Origin of the sequence: Paenibacillus sp. 2TAB23, assembly GCF_052115165.1 — a bacterium.
Taxonomy (GTDB): Bacteria; Bacillota; Bacilli; order Paenibacillales; family Paenibacillaceae; genus Pristimantibacillus.
Genome location: NZ_JBFRGD010000019.1, coordinates 113,928 through 136,723, shown reverse-complemented (window position 1 = coordinate 136,723; position 22,796 = coordinate 113,928). Strand labels below are relative to the sequence as shown.

The 22,796-nt window shown below is 50.2% G+C and carries 16 protein-coding genes; 5 read left to right on the top strand and 11 right to left on the bottom strand.

Annotated features, from left to right (window positions below):
- Positions 1-58: 58 nt before the first annotated feature.
- On the top strand, positions 59-6,766 hold the full coding sequence (locus AB4Z29_RS23760) for a DUF7507 domain-containing protein (RefSeq protein WP_441945462.1): 6,708 nt from the start codon (positions 59-61) through the stop codon (positions 6,764-6,766).
- Positions 6,763-8,442: a DUF11 domain-containing protein gene (locus AB4Z29_RS23755; RefSeq protein WP_441945461.1), complete on the top strand. Its 1,680-nt coding sequence runs from the start codon at positions 6,763-6,765 to the stop codon at positions 8,440-8,442. The genes AB4Z29_RS23760 and AB4Z29_RS23755 overlap by 4 nt, the downstream gene beginning before the upstream one ends.
- Positions 8,443-8,872: 430 nt before the next feature.
- Here the strand turns inward: AB4Z29_RS23755 and AB4Z29_RS23750 are convergent, their stop codons facing one another.
- On the bottom strand, positions 8,873-9,739 hold the full coding sequence (locus AB4Z29_RS23750; protein WP_441945460.1) for a sugar phosphate isomerase/epimerase family protein: 867 nt from the start codon (positions 9,737-9,739) through the stop codon (positions 8,873-8,875).
- Positions 9,739-10,548 (bottom strand): phytanoyl-CoA dioxygenase family protein, encoded by an 810-nt coding sequence (locus tag AB4Z29_RS23745; RefSeq protein WP_441945459.1) that lies wholly within the window; start codon positions 10,546-10,548, stop codon positions 9,739-9,741. The genes AB4Z29_RS23750 and AB4Z29_RS23745 overlap by 1 nt, the downstream gene beginning before the upstream one ends.
- Before the next feature lie 133 nt (positions 10,549-10,681).
- On the opposite strand from AB4Z29_RS23745, the gene AB4Z29_RS23740 reads away from it, so the two are divergent.
- On the top strand, positions 10,682-11,494 hold the full coding sequence (locus AB4Z29_RS23740) for a helix-turn-helix domain-containing protein (protein WP_441945458.1): 813 nt from the start codon (positions 10,682-10,684) through the stop codon (positions 11,492-11,494).
- A gap of 29 nt (positions 11,495-11,523) precedes the next feature.
- On the opposite strand, the gene AB4Z29_RS23735 is transcribed toward AB4Z29_RS23740, so the two are convergent.
- Both AB4Z29_RS23735 and AB4Z29_RS23730 read right to left on the bottom strand, forming a co-directional pair.
- The gene (locus AB4Z29_RS23735; protein ID WP_441945457.1) at positions 11,524-12,462 is read right to left on the bottom strand and encodes an aldo/keto reductase; all 939 of its coding nucleotides are present in this window, start codon (positions 12,460-12,462) and stop codon (positions 11,524-11,526) included.
- 28 nt (positions 12,463-12,490) lie between these two features.
- Positions 12,491-13,492, bottom strand: a complete 1,002-nt coding sequence (locus tag AB4Z29_RS23730; RefSeq protein ID WP_441945456.1) for a Gfo/Idh/MocA family protein — start codon at positions 13,490-13,492, stop codon at positions 12,491-12,493.
- 219 nt (positions 13,493-13,711) lie between these two features.
- On the opposite strand from AB4Z29_RS23730, the gene AB4Z29_RS23725 reads away from it, so the two are divergent.
- On the top strand, positions 13,712-14,548 hold the full coding sequence (locus AB4Z29_RS23725) for an AraC family transcriptional regulator (RefSeq protein WP_441945455.1): 837 nt from the start codon (positions 13,712-13,714) through the stop codon (positions 14,546-14,548).
- A gap of 123 nt (positions 14,549-14,671) precedes the next feature.
- Here AB4Z29_RS23725 and AB4Z29_RS23720 read toward each other — a convergent pair whose 3' ends face one another.
- Genes AB4Z29_RS23720 through AB4Z29_RS23710 form a run of 3 tightly spaced genes read right to left on the bottom strand, consistent with a single transcriptional unit; the run spans position 14,672 to position 17,224 of the window.
- Positions 14,672-15,682 (bottom strand): Gfo/Idh/MocA family protein, encoded by a 1,011-nt coding sequence (locus AB4Z29_RS23720; RefSeq protein WP_441945454.1) that lies wholly within the window; start codon positions 15,680-15,682, stop codon positions 14,672-14,674.
- A 28-nt stretch (positions 15,683-15,710) separates the two neighbouring features.
- Positions 15,711-16,559: a sugar phosphate isomerase/epimerase family protein gene (locus AB4Z29_RS23715; RefSeq protein ID WP_441945453.1), complete on the bottom strand. Its 849-nt coding sequence runs from the start codon at positions 16,557-16,559 to the stop codon at positions 15,711-15,713.
- 23 nt (positions 16,560-16,582) lie between these two features.
- Positions 16,583-17,224 carry a carbohydrate-binding family 9-like protein gene (locus AB4Z29_RS23710; protein WP_441945452.1) on the bottom strand — a complete coding sequence of 214 codons (642 nt, stop codon included), beginning with the start codon at positions 17,222-17,224 and terminating at the stop codon, positions 16,583-16,585.
- Between the two features lie 165 nt (positions 17,225-17,389).
- On the opposite strand from AB4Z29_RS23710, the gene AB4Z29_RS23705 reads away from it, so the two are divergent.
- Entirely contained in the window at positions 17,390-18,295 is a 906-nt protein-coding gene (locus AB4Z29_RS23705; protein ID WP_441945451.1) for a helix-turn-helix domain-containing protein, read from the top strand.
- 64 nt (positions 18,296-18,359) lie between these two features.
- Here AB4Z29_RS23705 and AB4Z29_RS23700 read toward each other — a convergent pair whose 3' ends face one another.
- From AB4Z29_RS23700 to AB4Z29_RS23685, 4 genes are all read right to left on the bottom strand, one after another.
- Positions 18,360-19,409 carry a LacI family DNA-binding transcriptional regulator gene (locus AB4Z29_RS23700; RefSeq protein WP_441945450.1) on the bottom strand — a complete coding sequence of 350 codons (1,050 nt, stop codon included), beginning with the start codon at positions 19,407-19,409 and terminating at the stop codon, positions 18,360-18,362.
- Between the two features lie 210 nt (positions 19,410-19,619).
- Complete coding sequence (locus tag AB4Z29_RS23695) at positions 19,620-20,981, bottom strand: ABC transporter substrate-binding protein (RefSeq protein WP_441945449.1); 1,362 nt, start codon at positions 20,979-20,981, stop codon at positions 19,620-19,622.
- A 58-nt stretch (positions 20,982-21,039) separates the two neighbouring features.
- Positions 21,040-21,882, bottom strand: a complete 843-nt coding sequence (locus AB4Z29_RS23690; protein ID WP_441945448.1) for a carbohydrate ABC transporter permease — start codon at positions 21,880-21,882, stop codon at positions 21,040-21,042.
- 12 nt (positions 21,883-21,894) lie between these two features.
- Entirely contained in the window at positions 21,895-22,788 is an 894-nt protein-coding gene (locus tag AB4Z29_RS23685) for a carbohydrate ABC transporter permease (protein ID WP_441945447.1), read from the bottom strand.
- Positions 22,789-22,796 lie beyond the last annotated feature (8 nt).

Below are 22,796 nucleotides of genomic sequence, written 5' to 3'. Positions count from 1 at the left end.
CTAAGCTTAACCAGCGGAGATAGGGTATCTCTCGCTCTATTCCATTCATTCAAAGGGGGTGAATCCAATACCTCTGGTCGTCCGAGCAACCTTTAATGCTACCGGTGCCATTACGTTCACGGGCAATGCGCTGGGTCTCAGCCGTTCGGAAACCGCAGGCGTCCCGGGGACCTCCGACAGTATCGGCGCCTTCACCACAACGAACACCGCCGTTCGTTTTGGCACATATCCTTTTGGGACGACAAGCAACTATTTAGTCAACAGCGCTGCTGCCGAGCTTGTCCTTCCTGCAGGCAGCACAGTGCTTTACGCGGAGCTCATATGGGGCGGGAGCTACATTAATGGAAGCGTGAATCTGAGCGCCGCGATTAACAATCCCGTTTCCTTCATTACCCCTGCTGCCACAGCAAGCGTGTCGCCTGATGCGGCAACGAGCAATACGTTTGACCTCGGAGGCGGCGCGTTCGGCTACGTTCGCTCTGCGAATGTGACTTCGCTTGTCCAAGCAGGCATGGCTGGCACTTATTCAACTGGCAGCGTAGTGGGTACAATCGTGATTCCCGGTGATTCCACGGCGAATCATGCGGGCTGGACATTGGCGGTTATTTACCAGAATCCTACCCTACCGTTCCGTAATATGTCTCTCCGGGCAGGCGCCGTACTCGTGCAAAGCACATCCGGTCCCGTTAATACGACAATTACCGGATTCGCTACCCCAATCTCAGGCGCACTAGGCGGCAGGGCCTTGTTCAGCGCGCAGGAAGGCGATGCCAATCGAACAGGAGATCAAGCCTTATTCGGTCCTACCGCCGCCACGCTCGTCGCCTTATCGGGAACGAACAATTTTGCCAATAATTTCTTCGCTTCACAGATCAATAACAATGCCGGCGCGCTAAATACTACCGGAACGTTCGGCGCTCGCAACCAAACGAACGGAGCACCAGGGTCCAATATTGTCGGCGGCCGGCAAGGCTGGGATATTACGAATGTCGATATCTCAGCTAGATTAACGAACAACCAAAGCTCTGCCGTGCTTTCATTGACAACCTCAGGCGATGCATACGTTCTTAACGCCAATGCGATTCAGGTGGATATCAATGCTCCGATTATTAATGTGGCGCTTAGCGAAAATGCAACGGGACCAACGATCGGGGACGTCATTACATTCACCGTTACTGTCAGCAATTCAGGCACAGCGAATGCGGCTAGCGTCGTTTTGACCGACACTTTGCCTGCCGGCGTAGCCTTCGTACCAGGCAGCGTTGTCGTTGGCGGCGTAACGAAGCCTACCTTCGATATCCGAACAGGCGCTCCGCTCGGATCTTTAAATTTAGCATCATCGATTACCGTTACCTATCAAGCGGTCGTTACTTCCTTGCCAGCGAGCGCCCAGATTTCCAGTACGGCCAACGCTGCTTTCACCTTCCAGAGCGTAGCCGGCGGACCGATCATAACCGGCGTAATTCCATCGAATACCGTTACGGTACCGGTATATGCGCCTAATCTTTCCATGGTCAAAAGCGCAAATACGCAAAACGCAACAGTAGGTGACCAAGTTACTTATACGCTGCAGGTATCCAATACAGGCAGCAATGCTGCCAGCGTCACGCTTAGCGATAATATTCCTGCCGGTACGACCTTTATCCCGAACAGCTTCCGCGTCAATGGTATAGTTGTCCCCGGTGCCAATCCGCCTGCTGGCGTTGCGATTGGTTCTGTTGCTGCGGGAGGAGCATCAACGGTAACGTTTCAAGTACAGGTGAACTCGCTGCCTTCGCCGCCGCAGCTTGTGAATCAAGCAACAGCAACCTATTCGTATCAAATCCCGGACGGACGAATATTTTCAGGCTCATTCGCCTCCAATACCATAACGATTCCGGTCAGGCTGCCGAACGTAACATCTGTCAAAAGCGCAAGCTTTGTCGATATTGCCGTAGGCGAGACTATGACCTATAACGTCGTCGTAACGAACAGCGGAATCGCAGCTATCTCTAATGTTATCCTGACGGATGCTATACCTGCAGGCGCCTCTTTCGTATCAGGCAGCGTTGTTGTAGGCGGAACGGCCCGGCCGACAGCCAACCCTTCCAGCGGGATTAGCATCGGCACTATTGCACCTAGCAGCTCCGTGACGGTTACATTCGCAATCACCGCCGTTTCCGTTCCGGTATCGGGCAGCTTTACGAATCAAGCTTCGGCTTCCTACAATTCAGGCTCATTTACAAGTCTTTCGCTATCCAACAGCATAGCTACACCCGTGTATCAGCCTATTATCGGCATCTCAAAAAGCGGATCGCCCACAAGCGCAACCGTAGGCCAGATTGTTACCTATTCCTTCACCGTTAACAATACCGGAAATCTTGCAGCTCAGACCACCTTGACAGACAACATTCCGACAGGCACGTCTTTTGTACCAAACAGCGTAATCGTAAATGGAATCAGCAGGCCTGGGGAAAGCCCGGTAACCGGCATCGCTCTCGGTTCCATTGTGCCCGCAGGCAGCTCATCGATTTCGTTCCAGGTCACGCTGAATTCGCTGCCCTCTCCACCAACCTTAGTCAATCAAGGAACAGCAAGCTTTTCTTATCAATTGCCGAGCGGAAGAACGCTAAACGGAAGCAGCTTATCCAATACGATGACGCTGACTGCGCAAGCGCCGAACGTATCCATCGTCAAATCAGCAAGCAACACCGCAGCAGCAATAGGCGATATCATCACTTACACCGTACTCGTCACCAATAACAGCATCGTTCCCGTCAATAACGTAATCGTCTCGGACGATATCCCGAGCGGCACCGCTTTTGTCGCTGGCAGCACGACGGTCAATGGCGTACCTTCCAATGCCAATCCAAGCATAGGCATCTCACTAGGCACCATAAGTCCGTCAGCCTCCGTAACCATCATGTTCCAACTCGCAGCCGTCTTTTTGCCTAATCCGGCTGTGTATGCCAACCGTGCAGGCGTCGCCTATACGTCAGGCGCTTTCACCGGATCATCGATTTCTGAGCCTGTCAATATTCCCGTCTTTCAGCCAATCATTAGTCTTGCCAAATCGGCCAGTACGGCTAGCGCCACTGTTGGCGATACGTACACGTATACCATTAACGTAACCAATAGCGGCAATGCCGCAGCGAACGTTGTATTAACAGATAATATCCCAGCCGGTTCAGCCTTTGATACGAACAGCGTCTTGATTAATTCGATTCCTTATCCCGGATTTAGTCCGTCAGAAGGCATTCCGATCGGCACCGTGCCACCCGGAGCCACTTTCGAGGTCAGCTTCGTCGTTACGGTTATCACACTGCCAAATCCACAGTTTCTCGTGAATCAGGCAAATGCGGCATTCGACTACTTGCTCCCTGACGGCAGACAAATATTCGGAAATTCACTTTCAAACAGTGTTTCTATTCCGGTCTCGCCGCCAAATGTATCCGTTGTGAAATCGTTGCTCCCAACTGTAGTAGTCGTTGGCGATACGTTCACCTATACTTCCGTCGTGACCAACAACGGCATCGCACCGGTCAATAATGTTATTCTTAATGATCCGCTCGCCTCGAATATAGCTTTCGTCAGCGGAACGGTAGCAGTGAACGGCACTCCCCGGGCGGATGCAGCGCCATCGTCCGGCATTCCAATCGGTACCTTGGCTCAGGGCGCCACGGCTACCGTAACTTTCGAGGTGAGCGTAACGATGGCAGTACCTTCACAAATTACGAACCAATCAGCAGTAAGCTTCACATCGGGCGCGTTCTCGGCCTCCTCGTCGTCCAACACGACGACGACTCCGGTCACGCAGCCGCAAATCAGCTTGGTGCTCAGCGCCAATACGGCGAATGCAACGCTCGGAGACACGGTTACTTACACGGTTCTAGTGACTAATTCAGGGAATGTAGAAGCAATTCTGAACTTAACCGATCTGCTTCCTGCGGGTACAACTTTCTCTGATAATAGTGTTGTGGTCGGAGGCGTTCCGCAGCCTGGCGTCTCACCTGTGACCGGCATCAACGTAGGCTCCGTCCCTCCAGGCTCCACTATTCCCGTGACCTATTCGACCATCGTAACGACGCTGCCCAGCCCGCAGTTTCTCGTTAACCAAGCATCTGCGACGTACACCTATTCTCCGCCTGACGGCAGGCTGCTGAATGGCTCAGCGGTGTCGAATACGTTATCTATTCCTGTATCTGCACCAAATGTTGCCGTCGTCAAAAGCACGACAGCCATTGATCTTGCGCTTGGCGATACCATTACTTATTCGGTAGCCGTCAACAATAGCGGAATCGAAACCATCAACAACGTCGTATTGACAGATCCCCTTCCGGGAGGTGCTGCATTCGTGCCGGGCAGCGTGACGGTTAACGGGACGCCTGTACCGGGAAGCCCTGTCAGCGGAATATCGCTCGGTTCCATAATCGCTTCCGCTACGGTAACCGTAACTTTCCAGCTTAGCGTCATCTCTATTCCCGTTTCCGGCCAGCTCGGCAACCAAGCGAATGTTACGTTTACATCAGGCGTATTCTCGGGAAATACGATATCCAATGTCGTCAACACCCCCGTCTACCAACCTATCATTTCGTTTGCCAAAAGCGCGAATTCCATAAACGCCACGGTCGGCGATACGATCAGCTACACGATAAATGTCAGCAATACCGGCAATTATCCCGGCTCGGTAACGGTGACGGACAATATACCGGCAGGAACTATATTTGTGGCAAACAGCGTTCTCGTCGGAGGCGCGCCGTTGCCTGGAGCAGACCCTGTTACTGGAATCGCGGTTGGATCTGTAGCCCCGAATACAACTGTCCCGGTCGTATTCTCAGTAATCGTTGATTCGCTGCCTAACCCGCAGCAGCTCTCGAACCAAGCGAATGGCACCTTCGCCTTCACGCTGCCAAGCGGCCGACCGCTTAGCGGCAGCGGCAGCTCGAATACGGTTGTCATTTCTGTATCGGCGCCTAACGTCAGCGTAACGAAGAGCACAACGTCAACCTCCGTTGCCATCGGAGACGTTGTCACTTATTCCATCTCCATTCTCAACAGCGGCATCGCCGCCGTCAATAATGTCATTTTTACCGATCCTTTGCCTGTCGGCAGTGCTTTAGTTCCTGGCAGCGTGCTAGTCGACAACGTAGCCCGGCCAACTGCCAACCCGGCAACCGGCGTTGCCATTGGCACGATCGCGCAGGGTCAAACCGTTATCGTTAGCTTCAACGTAACTGTCATTTCACTGCCTGATCCCGCTCAGCTTAGCAACCGCTCATCGGTCAGCTTTACGTCGGGCGTGTTCTCCGGCGTCACGTTCTCCAATACTGTCATCGTTCCCGTCTATCAGCCGATTCTGACTGGCACGAAGAGCGGCAGCACCATCAACGCAACGATCGGCGACACCGTTGTTTATACCATTCTTGTGCAAAACGCCGGGAATTATCCGGGCAACGTGACGTTGACCGATACGATTCCGGCAGGCACAAGCTTCGTAGTGAACAGCGTCATCGTCAACGGCCAGCTGCTGCCTGGCGCGGATCCTGCTTCGGGCATCGTACTCGGCGCTGTCTCACAACCGACCTCCGTCATGTTCTCGGTTGTCGTCGATGCTTTGCCGCCTTCCCAGCAGCTCGTCAACCAAGCTTCCGCGACCTATTCCTTCACGCTGCCGGACGGGCGGACCTTGAATGGATCCTTCAATACGAATACGCTGTCGATTCCGGTATCTGCTCCTAACGTGGCAGCTGTCAAAAGCACAGCCGTCATTGATGCTGTGGTTGGGGACACTGTTACGTACCGCATTGCCGTGACGAACAGCGGAATCGTCAATATTAATAACGTGCTCGTGGTAGATCCGATTCCGGCCGGGGCAGCCTTCGTCGCTGGAACCGTTATTGTCGACGGCACACCTAGGCCTGCTGCAAGCCCGACGGTCGGAATCTCTATCGGAACGATCGCACCGAGCGTTACCGTACTGATCGATTTCAACATTCTTGTGACTTCGCTCCCGAGCCCAGCTACACTGAGCAACAGAGCGACAATTAGCTTTACTTCAGGCGCATTCTCAGGAAATACTTTCTCCAACACGCTCGTAACGCCTGTCTATCAACCGATTCTGGCGCTTCTCAAAACGGCCAACACTTCAAATGCAACGGTTGGCGATACGATCACCTACTCCCTAACGATTACAAATACAGGCAATATCGATGCCCAAGCAACCGTTTTCGATACAATACCAACCGGTGCAGCTTTCATACCAAACAGCGTGCTCATCAACGGCGTTCCGCAGCCGGGCATTGATCCCTCGACTGGCATACCAGTGGGAACCGTTCCTGCCGGCGGATCGATAAGCATATTGATCACACTCGAGGTAACCGTCGATGCCCTGCCTTCACCGCAGCAGCTCGTCAACCAGGCTTCGGCTAATTTCTCCTATTCGCCTCCTGATGGCCGATTGCTCACGGGTACGATATTGTCCAACGTCCTTTCGATTCCGGTTTCTTCACCGAATGTAACCGCCGTGAAGAGTGCTTCGTCCATTGATGCTGTCGTCGGCGACACGATTACTTACACGATCGTCGTAACCAACAACGGCATTGCGCCGGTCAACAATGTCATTCTCGTCGACCCCGTACCAGTGGGAACCGTATTTACGGCCGGAAGCGTGCTCGTGAACTTCTCGCCCGTGCCAGCTGCTAATCCGAATTCCGGCATTTCAGTCGGTACGATTGCCGCGGGTGCCAGCGCAACGGTTAGCTTCGAGGTGGTGGTCGTCACGATATGAGCCCGTCACCTGCCGGCAACCCGATGCTTCAAAACCAGTCTTTCGTCCAATTTGCATCGGGAAGCGTCGAGCTTGTCACTTACTCAAATACGGTTAATACCGCGCTAATCGGTACGCAGGTTGCTATTGTCAAACGTGCTTACGAGAGCGAAGTACTGCTAGGCAGCACAATTACGTATGAGCTGCTTCTGACCAACAATGGAAATGTTACAGGAGCCGTAAACCTAACCGACAAGCTTCCGGAGGGGACCGCCTTCGTTGCAAACAGCGTGCTGCTGAACGGTGCTCCTGCTCCCGGAGCGAATCCGGACATCGGAATCGCTGTCGGAAACTTGGCTCCACTAGCTTCCGCCCGTGTCGTATTCCAGCTTATCGTTGTGTCCATTCCAGCCTCGCTTCAGCTTGTTAACCAAGCCCGGGCAGATACGGTTTTCCAAACAGCGGAGGGGCGTTCCGTAACGAGCAGTACGTACTCCAATACAATCGTTACGCCCGTCAATGCCCTTTCCATGTATGCACGGCTTCGAGCCAGCACGAATCAAACGTTCGTTTCCGATTATGTGGCCTATGAGCTAACCGTCTTGAATGACGGCAATCTCAGTCTTAGAGATGCCGTTGCTTTTATTAAATTGCCTGTCGGGGTACTTTTTGTCCCCRGCAGCGTTACGATAAACGGTGTCATCACGCCGGGAGCCGATCCAAGATCAGGCATTTCACTCGGTACATTGCGGTCTAACTCGACCGTTATTATCACGTACCGAACGCAAACCACCGACCAAACCGAATATTTATCGATCAGCCGAGCAACAATCCGCTACCTGATTAACGGTGCGCTGAGCTATACGGAATCGAATGAAGTTTCCGTCGTACTCATCCAGCCAGAGATCCTCATTAACAAGCAGGTCGACCAAACCATCGCCGTACCTGGCGACACCTTGCTCTATTCGGTAGCCATTAAGAACGCCCAGACGACCGCAGTCGATGCCGTTCTCGAGGATATCTTGCCTGCGGGCATTTTATTTATGGCAGGCAGCCTGAAGCTGAACGGCATTCCGCAGCCAGGCGCTTCATTTGAAGATGGCGTGAATCTCGGTACGCTGCTTGGGAATTCTCAAACCATCGTGACCTTTGCAGCCAAAATACCTCTCCAGCTCTCATCCACCGCTCCCTTGATGAATTCGGCAAAGGTCGCTTATACCTTTCGCCTTGCCGATGGAAGGGTCGTTAGCAATAACAGTCTTTCAAACACGGTCGCTACGGCCGTAGCTGCACCTGTTATCCAGTTGACGGGCAGCGTGGTGCCGCCTGTGGTTGAGTATGGCGATACGATAACCATTCGCTCTGTCCTAATGAACAAAGGCAATCTATCTGCTGTCGTCTACTTCACAAGCGACTTTCCTTTTGGCGTAGATCTGCTGCCCCGAACCTTTCGCGTAGACGGCACCCGATTGGGCCCGGAAGCCTACGACGGCAACCGTACCTGGTTTCTCGGCAGCATACCGCCTGACGCAAGCCTGCAAATTGTTTACTCGGCAGTCGTTACCGACGCGATTCTCTCCGATGATGTGACTGGTTATGTTAGAGCCAATTTCACGTATGAGGTAGGCGGAAGAAGCTTTAGCGGAGAGGTAAATTCCAATGTACTTGAGGTTACCGTTACCGGTGATGACGAATAGTTTATTATGAAACTACAAAAAATAGAAAGTCCCTTCTATTGAGAAGGGACTTTCTATTTTACATTTAGGTCCATTTTACATTTAGGTTGTTTTGATTACTGGAATCTATCCGGGTAAAGCTCTTTATTGAGTTTGGAAGTTTCTTCATAAAACTTCTCCAGCAGACCGTTTACCGAATTGCTCGATTTTAAATTTTTAAATTGAGCTATCAACTACCCCTTTTGTTCCAAAGAATATAGTACTTGCTGGACCACGGGGTCTGTTGAATCTTTTTTGTCTTCTTAATGCTCGCTTTGGATGAGATATAAGAATTTAAACAAGAGGTAAGCTTCGCTCACCCCTAACCTAAAACAAATATATTCTTATCTGTCAAAAAAGGGTATCTCGGTAAGGCATTTACCTTCCGAAATACCCATTTCTCAACCTTCCTTTATTGCAACCCCTTCTGCCAAAGCTGTCTCACCAACTGCTTCAGATACAAGGCTTGAGACCACCGGTCTCCAAGCTCCTCCCGTCTAGCGCCTGCCTCATCCCTCGTAATCGCGTAAGGTGCCGGTCCCAGCTCAATAACAACGGGGAAGCGCTCACTCTCCCGGCGCTCCGCTATTCGCCACTGGTCCATGGCCCCCTCCCACCATCTTGCAAAATGGGGCAGCATCGGGTGCTCGCCTGCTTCGCCCGGATCAATCTGAACCTGCTCGCCGTTTGATATCCGCGTGTGGATACTGGCTGCGTGCGGCAGCAGGCTTTGCAGCATCTCTTCCGCCTCCGCAGAAATGGTGTGCAGCTCGCCCGCCACGACATAATGCGAGTAATCAATCGTAAGCCGAAGCTCCGGAAGCGCTTCAAGAAATTGCCGGGTACGGATCAAATCCTGGGTGATGGTGCCTCGATGTGTCTCTATGAAGATCGGAATCCCAGCATGCCTAGACAGCGCGTCAATACCAGACAAAAGCTCCAGTGCCTGGTCTCCGGTTAGGAAAGGCTTCATCACTTGGACATTTATATAGTCAACGCTGCCGAACTGGATGGCTTTCTCCATAAAAGCCGACATGTCCGCAGTGGACGCAGGATACGCGTTTACGCTGAAGGACAAGCCGTATTGCTCAAGCTTTTCCTTCCATAATTGGCTGTCATCCGGTGAAGGAACGAAAGCATTTATGCCGTCAAAGCCATTTTCCGCGATTCGTTTAATCTTCTCCTCTGTCGTTGCCGCGTGTCCTGCCGTTCCAGCTAACCCTTCCATCCCCCACCATGACATTTCGACCAGCAGCTTATTTTGCCATTTGTTCAACATTAGTGAGGATACGCCATGTCGAATTCAGCGCCGCAAGGCCCTCCGTTCGGATTGATTTCCAAATCGACAGGTGTGCCGTCTTGACGAAGCAGGGGGCGGTAATGGTTGCTGATATGGGTTGCCGAAGCGTTCGCATAATGGCAAATAAAGGCGCGGCGGAACTGATCCTTCGTCTTGTTGCGGTATGAGCCATGGATCAGGTTCCCATTGAAGAACAATACATCGCCTTTGTCCATAATTACCGGCATCGCTTTGTGCTCCTTAGGCGGCTTAACGTAATGAGTCGTAAATGATTCCGAAGAATCTGCAAGCTCTGGGCAGCTGATTTCATGCTCGCTCGTTTTCGGGACGACAAGCAATCCACCGTTCTCCTCCGTTGCCGCATCGATGGCCGTCCAAGCCGCAATGCAGTTGCCCGGCTCAACCTGCAAATAGAAATTGTCCTGATGCAGCGCTTGGCCGCGCGAGCCGGGAGGCTTGTAATAGAACATGCTTTGCGCTGCCAGCGCTTCCTCTCCGTACAGCTCGCCAAGTACATTCATTACGGGCTGATGAAGCATATATTGCTTAGCGACCTCGTCGAAGCGATGCGGATGCATGACTCGCGGATAACGCTTGAGCGGATCATCAGCATTCTCGCTCAGATCAGGCTCGAACAAACCAGGTATCGTTTGATGGCTGATCGCTTCAAAGCGGTCTTCAATGACACGCACATCCTCCTCCGTGAACAAACCTTTTACTATAATGTAACCTTCTGTACGGAATTGCTCGCGCTGCTCTTCATTTAAAGAAATGAACGGATTAGCCATTGTGCCTCTCTCCTCTAATTTTCATTTAATCTTCTTGACATCATCATAAGACTATCGCTATTTTTAAGGAAGCAAGCTTACTGCTGAAAACTATCGGTATTCTGCTATTTATTATTTTAAGGAGGAATGCGCCTTGCCTAAATCCCAGCAGTCAAAGTCTGACATAAGCACCTCATACAACAATCTTTTCGGCGGACGCCTAGATGAAACGGACACCTACAAGCATCGTAGACCAAGCGGCATGGAGGATTGGCTCCTGTTTTTTACGTTGGAAGGAGAAGGCTACTTGCGGACTGCCGGGGAGGAACAGCTTTGCCAAAGCGGTCAAATCGCGTTTCTCCGTTCCGGCATTCCGCATGAGTATGGGACCACGAAGGGCAAACGCTGGCATTTCTACTGGGTTCATTTTCAAAAACTACCTGAAATCGACTACCTGCCGAATAACGAAATCATTATTGCAGACATTCCCGAGGGTCAGCTGTTCCAGAGAGTGCAGCAAACGATCCAAAATGTGCTGGCAGATTCAAGGGAGAGGGCTAGCTTCTGGCATATGCTGTGCGAGAATTCGCTGCGCGAAATGATTCTGCTTGCCGCACGCCTGCTCGAGAAAAGGCTTGATCCTAGAATCGAGCTTGCTTTGCAATATTTATCTCGAAATATGACCCGCGCAATTAGGCTGGAGGATGTAGCCAGCGCAGCATCATTGTCACTCTCCAGACTGTCTCATCTATTCAAACAGGAAACGGGAGGAACGATTATCGAGCATTTGAATCGACTTCGTCTTCAACAGGCTGCGTTGCTCATGGAGCATATGGGCAGAACCGCAACCGAAGCAGCGCTTGATGTCGGCTTCAACAACTATAATCACTTTGCCGATTTATTCCGCAGTGCATACGGCCTTAGCCCGAGAGCATACAAAAAAGAAAGGGCTACCCGCGTGGAGTAACCCTTCCCCTTCTTGCATTTGCAGCAAGCTTATACCTTCTGAGCAGCCAAATCCAGCCATTCCATTTCTTCCTTCGTCAGCGCGATAAGCGAGCCCGCGTCACAGGAATGAAGCTCTTCAATGGATTGCGCACCGATCAGCGCGCAGGTAGGAAACGGCTGATTAAGCACATAAGCAAGTGCAATCTGGATTGCGCTGACGCCTTTTTGAGCAGCAAGCTGTTTCGCGCGCTCCAAACGCTCCCAGTTATCGTCGCTATAAAACACGCGTACGAGATCGGCATTGTCGCGAATTTCCGGCGAGAATCTGCCTGTAAAAAAACCTCTCGCTTGCGAGGACCACGATAATAGCGGGAACTGCTGCTGTTCATGCCAAGCGATTGTTTCTTCGTCAGCGGATACACAGCCCGCCCAGAACGGCTCGTTTGCTTTGGCAAGGCTTAAGTTCGGACTGCTGAACGTGAAGCCGACAAGCCCCTTAGCTTCGGCATACTCATTCGCTTCTTGAATCCGCTGCCACATCCAGTTCGATACCCCGATTGCCCGAACGCTGCCTGCTTGAATATGCTCGTTTAATATTTCGATCACTTCTCCCGCCGGTACGGCAGGATCATCACGATGCAGCGCGTAAAGATCAATATAATCGGTCTGCAGCCGAGCAAGACTGTCTGTCAAATCAGCGAGAATCGCTTCCTTATTCACACGTGGACCGTTATGGTCATGATGTGCGCATTTGGTCAGAATGACCATATGCTCCCGATTTCCCCTCTCCTGCATATACCGACCAATGACTTCCTCGCTTTGTCCGCCGCAGTAAATATGTGCCGTATCGACGGAGTTGCCGCCTATCGCAATAAATGCATCCAAGTTAGCCGCCGCTTTCTCGTACGAATGATGGAAGAAATAGTCCGAGCCCTTCATCAAACGGGATACCTGCTTCGGGGAACCTTTAATTTGAATATATTCCATGTTAAATAGCCTCCTCTATAAGTTGTTCTTAAAGTGTAATTCTTGAGCGCGAATGAGCAGATGCCAGGCAGGCATCTATGACTCTCATATTGGCCAATGCGTCCTCTGCGCCGTATAGAATCGTCTGCTCGCCATTGATCGCGTTTGCCATTTGATCCGCTTGCTCGGTATATGCGTTAACATGCGGCACCACAATTTCCTTCCGCTCGCCTTTGGCGCTCACAAAGAAATTGCCGCTGCCCGGCTCGCCCGTCACGAATGCGGAAGGAACCTCGATGACTCCCTCGTCGCCTAGCACCTCGAGCGGATTGCGGAATGCAGCCCACATGCCGCAGTCGAAAGTCAGTGAGACCGATCCGCCGAATTCAATCAAGCCGGAAGCCATCATATCGACATGGTCATGCTGCTCCGAGAACATAGCCTGTACCGTTACAGCCTCCGGCTCCTTGCCTAGAAGCAAGCGGGCCGCGTTAATCGGATAGCAGCCGACATCGTACAACGAGCCGCCGCCCCATTCCTTGCGGTACCTGACGTTTTCTTTGTGTCCCGCGTTATTGAAGGTAAAGGCGCTGCGTATGCCCCTAACCTCGCCGATCTGCCCTTCATCGATGATGTTCTTGATCATCGCATAGCGCGGATGATATCTGTACATAAAGGCTTCTGATAAAAGCACGCCTGCCTTCGCTGCCGCTTCCGCCATTTCCGCCGCTTCTTTCTCAGTCAAAGCCAGCGGCTTCTCGCATAAAATATGTTTGCCCGCTTCCGCGGCGCGGATCGCCCATTCCCGGTGCAAATGGTTAGGCAGCGGTATATAAATAACGTCGATGGCATCATCTGCAAGCAGCGCTTCATAGCTGCCGTACGCTGTTGGAATATTCAGCTCTTCAGCCGTTCGTTTAGCATTTTCTTCATCGCGGCTGGCAATGGCCGACACCTCGCTCAGCTCGGAGAGATGAAGACCCGGTATGACCGCTCTTTTGGCAATGCCCGCGCAGCCCATAATGCCCCACTTCAGTTTTTTCGTTGTCATTTCATCAGCCACCTCAAATCATAAATTTATGACTATATTGTGATTAAAAGCACTTATGCGCAGCTGTCATTATTACGGCAGAAAGCTGTATCCGTCAGTTATTTCACAAAATTCCAACGCATATCTTGTGCTTGTTATTAGTTTAATGTAGAATCTCCAAAAATAAAATGATATTATTTTGTTGTACATTAAAACTATATTGTCATTGGAGTGCACCTCATGCAAAGGCAAAGCCATCTGCTTACGCTGCCGAATAACCCCTTCTTTTGCTTTCCCGAATCGGTCGGCAATTATTGGAGCCATCCAGAGCATTATTCCCTTCGGGAAGCCGGCTCTTTGAACAACTTCAACATCCATTATGTCGTTTCCGGGAAAGGCTATGTCGAATGGGATGGCAAGGTCCACACGCTCGAAGCAGGAGAAGCCGTATTATACTTCCCCTTGCAGCGCCAGCAATACTACAGCAGCAAGGATGACCCATGGGATATCCGCTGGTTTCATTTCTACGGAACGGGACTGCAGGATTACATGATTGAAAGAGGCTTTCACAAAAGCCAGCTTTGGACGGTTAGGCAGCGATCCGCCTTCGAACAGGCTCACGAGGATTTACTCGTCGAAGCCGAGACCCATCGCATGCTGCATCCGACCAAGCTCTCCGCGCTCACTTATGCCATTCTTGCTGTATTTGTCGAGCAAGCTGTGCCGATATCCGGCAGCAAAGCGAGCACCGCAGGCAATCGTATCGTTGAACTGCTGCCCCTCATGCAGCAGGAGGCCGCACAGCCCTTCGTACTGGAGCAATGGGCGGAACAAGCTGGCGTCAGCCCTTATTATTTCTGCAAGCTGTTCCGCAGCGTCATGGAGATGACGCCGATGGACTTCATCACGCGGTCCCGGCTCCAGATGGCGAAGCAATGGCTGCTTGAGCGCAAAGATACGAACATCGGGCAAATTGCCGAAGATGCAGGGTATCCGAGCGTCAGCTATTTCAATAAACGGTTTATGGAGCATGAAGGAATGACGCCAACCTTATATCGCCAGCTATATGGGATTTGAAACATCGCTAAATGCATAAAACAAGATAAGCCAGCATTTATAGCCAAAAGGGGCAGTCCCATCAGCCATCGCTGTGGAAACTGCCCCAATTCTAAATGCATTTATAAGATTGCTCTAACCCTTTTATAGCGAGACCCAAGTTCCGCCCTGATCCGCTGAACGAAGCTCAGCCTCAATGATTTCAAGCGTGCCAACCGCGCTTGATGGCAAGCATGTCGACACAGCTTTGCCTTCATTCACCGATTCGATGAAATACTTGATCTGGCGATAATACCCCATATCTTCCGAAAGCTCGGCCACAAAGCCCGGAGCGTCATTCGGATTGACCTTCACCTGACCATTCTCAAAAACCAAGTTGCCGCCTTCGAAATTGACGCGGTAAGTCATCGAGAAACCATAATCCCCTTCCAGCGTCCAATCGGCTTGCGCATTCAGCACTTTGCCATCCGGATAGCTGTAATGCGTGGACACGACATCGTAGCCGCTGCCCGGAATTACGTTGCGCGCAAGCGTCGATACCTTATCAGGCTTGCCGAACAGCCAGTGCACCATATCCGCATCGTGGATATGCATGTCAAGCAAACATCCGCCGCTCTTGCTGCCGTCAAGGAACCAGCCCTTTGGCGCAGCAGAGCCTCTGAAGAAATAACCGCCTGTAACTTTTCCATAACGGCCATCCGCAACAGCAGCCTTCAAATATTCATAAGCAGGCCAGAAGCGCAGACATTGCCCGATCATCAAGGTGTTACCCGTCTGTTCAGCAGCATTAGCCATGCGATAACCGTCTTCCGAGGTGCCCGCTACCGGCTTCTCGCATAATACATGCAAGCCTCTTTCTAGCAGCGATACAGTAAGATCCGCATGTAGATAAGTAGGCAGCGTGATGTCGACGATATCCAGCTCCTCGTTTTCCAGCATCGCGGCAATGTTATCGTATAGGCGGTATGGAGAGAGATCATAAACCTCTTGCTCCGTCGCCATATTGCCGGAAGCCTTGCCTTCTTTAAGCTCCTCAATGAGCAGGTCGCAGATTGCAACGAGCTGCACCGGCGCTCCCTCTGACGCTAGGCGTACATAATTGTCAAAGTGCATGCGCCCCATAAATCCAAACCCAATCAACCCAACCTTTAACATGATATGACCTCCGATTTCGTATTTGAAATTAACCGACTTTACGACCCAGTATGGCGTCCATTGCTCGTGATGTGTTGTAAATGATTTGCTCGGAATGATGCGTATACGGGGGAATCATCTCGCCGGTAACATAATTGCTGTATCCGATGGCGTTCAGCGCATCCATAACCGCAGGGTAATTGACATCCCCGGCTAATAGATCGACAAACCCGTGCAATCCGCCGGCTTGACGGCGATAGTCCTTGAAATGCACTTTCTTAATGCGGTGCCCCAATATGCGAATCCATTGCTCTGGATATCCGTTTTGCACTGTATTTCCTACATCGAAGTAGGAGCCTACGAATTCCGAAGCATGCGAATCTATGAAGGAACGCAGCTCTAGCGGCGATAGCAGAAACTTATTCCACACATTTTCAATGCCGATGGACACGCCTGCACTCTCCGCGAAAGGAACCAGCTTATGGATGGATTCGAGCGCGCGATCATACGCATGCTCATAATCGACGACCTCGCTGCCCGGAATGAAATCTACGCCTACCGCGCCTGGAATAACCAAAATCGTGTCCACGCCTAATGCAGCCGCAAGCTCAAGCTGCTTCTTGCAGACGTCACTCGCCTTCTCGCGCGTCCCCGCATCTGCGCTTGTCATCGAATAAGACCAATATAATCCTGTGGCCAGTCCGGCGATTTCCAGCTCAGCCTCTTGCAATCTCTGTTTAATGTCGTTGATTTCCTTGTCCGTTGCGGCAAGACTCAGCTCACCGGTCTCATTCAAAGAAAGCTCAATGCCGTCGAAACCCGCTTTCTTAGCCGTTTGAATACAATCCGCAATCTTCGCGTCACCTTGGAATGACCAAATATTAATGCCCTTTTTCATATGATAGCCTCCTATTTGAATGATTATATAAATACCAGCCTGCCAAATTGGCGAGGGAGATGGAAATTTACTGCTTTTGTCGCCTGCCATGCTTGATACTCCCGAAGTCCGTCACGGTCCTCGTCAATACGATAAAAGTTCACGCGCCAGCTCAACCCAGACTCAAACTTACGTTTGAAATTGCCGGCAGGAATATGAATGGTATATACACGCTTACTCTCTTCTAGCAGCTCGACTGTGGATACTAGACCGTCCAACTGCCATGTCAAATCGGTTCCCGTTACTTTGGACTCCCCATCATGTGAGATGAGAGCATCAAACACGACATTATGCGGACTTACCTCCAGCTCAATGTAACGTCTGCCGTCCCCTGTCTCATCAATAAACAGCTCCACGACATCCTGCTCATACAGTGGCTCGTCGCGTCTTGTAAAGGTTGATCTGGTAAAAGAATCGCTGCATTCATAGCGAATGTGAAGATAAGCCGAGCTCCAGCATGCACGCACTACGGTTCGTTCCTTCGGCCTTGCTCCCGTCACCGTTTCAACCAAATCCAGCGCATCATAGCTCTCCCAGTCGATAGAAGCAGCGGACAAGCGAGCCGAATCGATATGCAGCTGTCTGCAATAGTAGACTCCACTTTCCTGAAACGCGGCAGCATCCATAATTAAAGCTCCTTTTAACAAATTACGTGATATTGAATATTAATCACTCACATGTGATAATACATATAATACATGATCATTCCGTATATTTATTTAGCTGAAAAAGCGATTATTTGGACTATTCCGTTCTCTTTCGGATGGAATATGTGGAAGGAATGATTACACTTGAAAAACGATCCAGCCCCCTATCCGAATCAAAGAATGGCAAGCATGAGCGAATGGTCGCCAAGCGTTCACTATGCCCAGTTTCAACATATGCCTGCCGGTATTCTTCCTGAGCGAAGACTGTATGATTTCGAGCTTCTATATGTCTGCCATGGCGAGGCAGCCACGCGCATGCAAGGACAGCGTTACATGCTCGAAGCTGGGCAGCTCATCCTGCTGCCCTCTGGCGTCTATCACCAGAATGAGATCATAGCTGCCTCCGGCGTCCGTTTCCTCGGTATTCATTTCGATTTTTTCAATGAGCTCGATATCCAGACGGAAGCGGATATGGTTGTCAATGAATCAGGCGTTTGGCCAGATAAATTTTGTTTTGAAGCCGTCGTAGAGGGACAAGTTCCATTAACGGAACATCCCGTCTACACGCCACCGCTTGCATGTGTCCAACTGATGGAGCAGCTTGTAGAAGAATTTACGATGCGTGCGCTTGGTTATGAGCTGGTCTGCAAAGGTCTGATGCTGAATATTCTCGCCTATTTGCTGCGTACTCCCTTATCCCGCACCCTGTCGCAAGCGACCCTCCATGGGAGACGGCTGGCGGAGCTCATGGAACGGATTGAAGCTGCTCCAGCCTCCTATTGGTCTAATACAGCCATTGCCGAACAAATGAATATGAGCGTCGATCATACGGCAAAGCTGTTCAAACAGATTGCCGGCATGCCGCCAAGCGAATTCGTCCAATCGGTGCGCCATAGAGAAGCCCGCAGGCTGCTTCGCGAATCTGATTTATCCATCGAGGTCGTCGGTGATCACGTCGGCTATTCGGATATCCACTATTTCAGCCGTATTTTCCGAAGACATGAAGGCATATCCCCCCGGGAATATCGCAAGCTATCCAAAATCCTATAGCACAGGTAGACGCAAAAATCCCCTCTACCGATTGGATAGAGGGGATTTAAGGTACTAACCGCCGTTACTTTGATGATTCTAGCTCGCGTACGATTTTGGATCTCGTTGAATGCCTCAGCATACATGTGTATGGAATGATCATTTTGACCGGAATTGTATATTGGTTTTCCAAATAATCAAGCAATAGCTTAACAGCAAACATCCCCATTTCCAGCTTGGGAACATGAATCGTCGATAATGGCGGCGAGGTGAATTCCGAAATTTCAATATTGTCCACGCCAAAAAAGGCAATGTCATCCGGAATTTTCAGCTCCCGCTCCGTTGCCGCACGCATTGCAGCGATCGCCATCATATCGCTCGCTGCAAATATAGCGGTCGGAGAATGATCATCCTTCTCGAAGGCTTGTTTCGTCAGCTCGTAGCTTAACGCCACATCCCACTTCACGTCGATGACCCAGTGATCATAAATGGGCAGCCCCGCTTCTTTCATTGCGCTTTGATAGCCCAAAAAACGCTTCTCGTCACGGAAGTCATCGTCCAGCTCTGAGCCACCGATATAGCCGATTTCCCGATGTCCTTGCTCAATTAAATGCTGAACGGCTTCCTTCGCCGCTGCCTCGCGGTCATAGCTGACAACGGGAACATCTTTATCGGATATATCGACGCCGACAACCGTTCTTACATTGGCCTTTATCCATTGATAAGCTTCTGAGTCAATTCGTTCCACGACCAGCATGCCGTCAATTCGATGTTCCTTCACAAGTGAGCGCAGCTCCTCGACATCCGTCTCCTTCTCAAGGCTGTAGACGAACTCAAGCCGCATGCCTGCTAGGGCAAGCGCTTTTTCGATACCTTCCAGAATAACGGAAAAATAAGGATTGTTATATTTATTTTGCGGAATCGCGACAACGCAGGCAATATGATACGAGCTCTTGGAGTCATTTTTTTTGGTCTTCGGTAAGCGATTGGTTCGGTACCCCAGCTGTTCTGCGGTTTCCCAAATTTTTTTGCGCGTTTCATCGCTAACCGAACGGTTGGAGTCATTTTTCATCACTCGTGAAACGGTCGAGATGGATACGCCTACCCGCTCTGCGATATCTTTCAGCTTAGCCATTTTCCAGCCCTCTCCCCACAAATCCAAATCTATACAAGTATGAATATTGGGGCAAATTAGATTCACATCTTAAAATTTGCCGCAAATTTAATTGTATATTCCTCGCCTTAGGATGTCAAGAAAACGAGCCTTTCCCACGCCAAAAAGCAGAGCAAACGCTGCATTGCGTTTGCCCTGCTTTTAATGAAAGATATATGAAACAAGATCGTTTTATTTGATTTTGGAAGCCAAGTCGCTAATGGCTGCTTGCAGGTCGCCTTCGCCTGAAAGCGGAAGCTTCAAAGCCTGTTCTCCGTACGTCCAAACCAAATCGGTTTTCTTTGCCGTGAATGGCGAAATGATCCCGTATTGCTGAGCATCCAAAAATATTTGATTCTCGTTGCCTGCTGTTTGAATATACGCATCAGCAGCTGCCTTGTTTGCTGGAATCGAATAGCCTTGCTTCGCTAGCTCTGTTTGTCCTTCCGGTCCAGCAAGCCAAGAAAGCAATTTGACAGCTGCGTCTTCATGCTTCGTATTGGCGCTGATCGCCATGCCTGCCGGCTGCACAACCGTTTGGTTTGTTTTGAATTTCGGCAAATAAGCAATACCGTATTTAATGCCTGCTTCTTTGTAATTCGTTGTATTCCAGTTGCCGCCTGGATTCATGGCAACCTTGCCTGTTGTAATGCTGAGATTGACTTGACCGCCTAGCCCTTCGATTTGTGCAGGCGTCGTGTTAATTTTTTTGTTCTTCGTCAAGTCGATAAAGAAGTTCAACACTTCAAGCGCTTCAGGCGTATCAAGGGCTAGCGAGCCGTCTTCATTGACTAGCTTTGCACCGTTCGACCAAAGCTCAGGCTCAAGGAACCAGTCCATCGTTGAACCTGGAGAGATCGACATGCCCCATTGCGCAATATTTTTTGCGTCAAAATCCGCATCGCCGGCATTTTTGCCATTTTTATCGAGCGTCATTTTCGTTGCGATATCTACGATTTCATCCCATGTCGGCTCTAGGCTCGGCATCGCTGCACCGTATGGATTCGTCTTGGAGTCGGTAAACAATGCCGTATTGTAATACCATACGATGACATTCGCATCAATCGGAAGAGATACCTGCTTATCCTGATATTTATGAAGGCCGAGCAGGCTTTCATCAATATTGCTAAGATCGAATGCGTTCGCCGTCAATAAGCTGTCCAGCTCTTTGAAAATACCTAGCTCCGCGTATTTTTCAATGTAGGCATAGCTCGTTTTGAACACGTCCGGCAGCGTGCCGCCAGCAGCATTGGCTGTCAAACCATCCCAGTAGCTGCCCCAATCCTTGCCTTCAAGCTTTACTTTAATATCTTTGTTCGCTGCCATAAATGTATTAAGAAGCTCCTGTGTGCGCAGCAGTTCCTCAGCTGTTCCCCACTGGGAATAAGTAATCGTTACAGGCTCTGCGGATGCCGAGTTCCCGTTGCTGCCGGCGTCAGGCTTGTTCGCCCCATCTGAGTTACTATTCGTATTGTTTCCGCAGCCTGTAAAAATAATAGCCATTGCCAAAACCATGATCCAAGCGCTGGACAACCATTTGCTTTTCGTATTCATGTAAAGTTCCCCTTTTACGATAGTTTAGAAAACGATAAATACGGTCCTGACTACAGAGCTATCCTTTCGATCCTGTAAGGACCACCCCCTCGACGATATAGCGCTGTGCGAAGAAGTACAGCAGCCCAATCGGGATAATGCTTATGAATGCACCGGCAGCAAGCGCCGGGAAATCCTGACTAGTTTGCCCGATCAACAGTTGAAGCCCTACGCTGAGCGTAAACATCTCATTGTTCTTGATATAAAGGAACGGGCCAAGGAAATCGAGCCAGGAATTCACGAAAGCGAATATAATCGTCGTCACGATAATTGGCTTGGAAAGCGGCATAATGACTTTGGCATAAACGGTCCATCGATTGCCGCCATCGAGATAAGTCGCTTCATCAAGCTCCTGCGGTATCGTGAGGAAAAACTGCCGGAACAAGAAAATGTAATAAGCTCCGCCAAGCCATGCCGGTACGATAAGCGGCAGCCATGTATCGATCCAATGCAGCTTTGCAAAAAGCACATAGGATGGAATCATCATTATAGATGGAGGAATCATCAAAGTAAGCAATACAATCGGAAATAGCTTGTCTCTGTATTTGGTTGCAAAACGCGAGAAGCCATAGGCAACAATAGAGCTTGATATCACTGCTCCAAGTGCGACAAAAATCGATATCGTGAATGAGTTTTGTATCCATTTCCACATGAGCGGCTGTACGGTAAACAGTCGATCGAACGCTTCGAAGGTCAGTTGCTCCGGAAACAAGGATGGAGGAATCTTATAGGTTTCCATCTTCGTCTTCATCATCGTGGAGAGCATCCAGACGAGAGGCCCTGCAAATACCATCAGCGTTGCGCACAGCAAGAAATATTTCAGCGCGGTACCGCCTAGGCTCGTTTTTTGTCCGCCATTCATATATGTTCCCCCCTATTTCTCGCCTTCGTAATACACAAAGCGGTTTGATAGCTTCATGAGGACAAAAGTGACCAGCGCAATTAACGCGAATAAAAAGATAGACTGCGACATGGCCATGCTAAACTTCAAATCCGTAAAAGCCGACTTGTAAATGTTATACACGAACGTATATGCCGCGTAGTTAGGGCCGCCTTTTGAAAGCAGCAATGCCTCGGTAAACATTTGAAAATTGTACATCGTCTGAATAATGATAACGAAGAGGATTGATGGACTGATCATCGGCAGTGTAATGGAGAAAAATCGTCTCAATCGGCTGGCCCCGTCAATATCTGCCGCTTCATAAAGGTGCATCGGAACGTTCTTGAGCGCCGCTAGAAAAATGAGGACGCCACTGCCGGATATCCAAACCTGCAGTAATATAATAACCGGCTTAATCGTATGCTCGCCGCCGATCCAATCCGTCTTCCCCATTCCGAGCAGGCTGAGACCTGCATTCAGAATGCCGAACTCCGAGTTGAATACAAGCCTCCATATAATGACCGTTGCAACGATTGGCACTAAGGTCGGCAAGTAATAAAAGGTACGAAATATGGCAATGCCCCGTACATTGAAATTGAGCAAGAGCGCTAGAATCAGCATGCCTGCCGTTACGATCGGAACGCCGAAGACGACGAAATACATGGTGTTGAGTAAGCTTTTCATAAATATAGGATCATCAATCATATGGATGAAATTGCTGAGACCTACAAAATCATATTCGACTGCTCCTGGCAGCTTCGCATCTGTAAATGAATAAAAGACCGAGGTTCCAAACGGAATTAAGAAAAAGGTAATAAAACCGATGATCCACGGCATTATGAACAGAAAAAATAACAATGTGTCATACTTCCTCAAACTCTTCATCATGACACCCC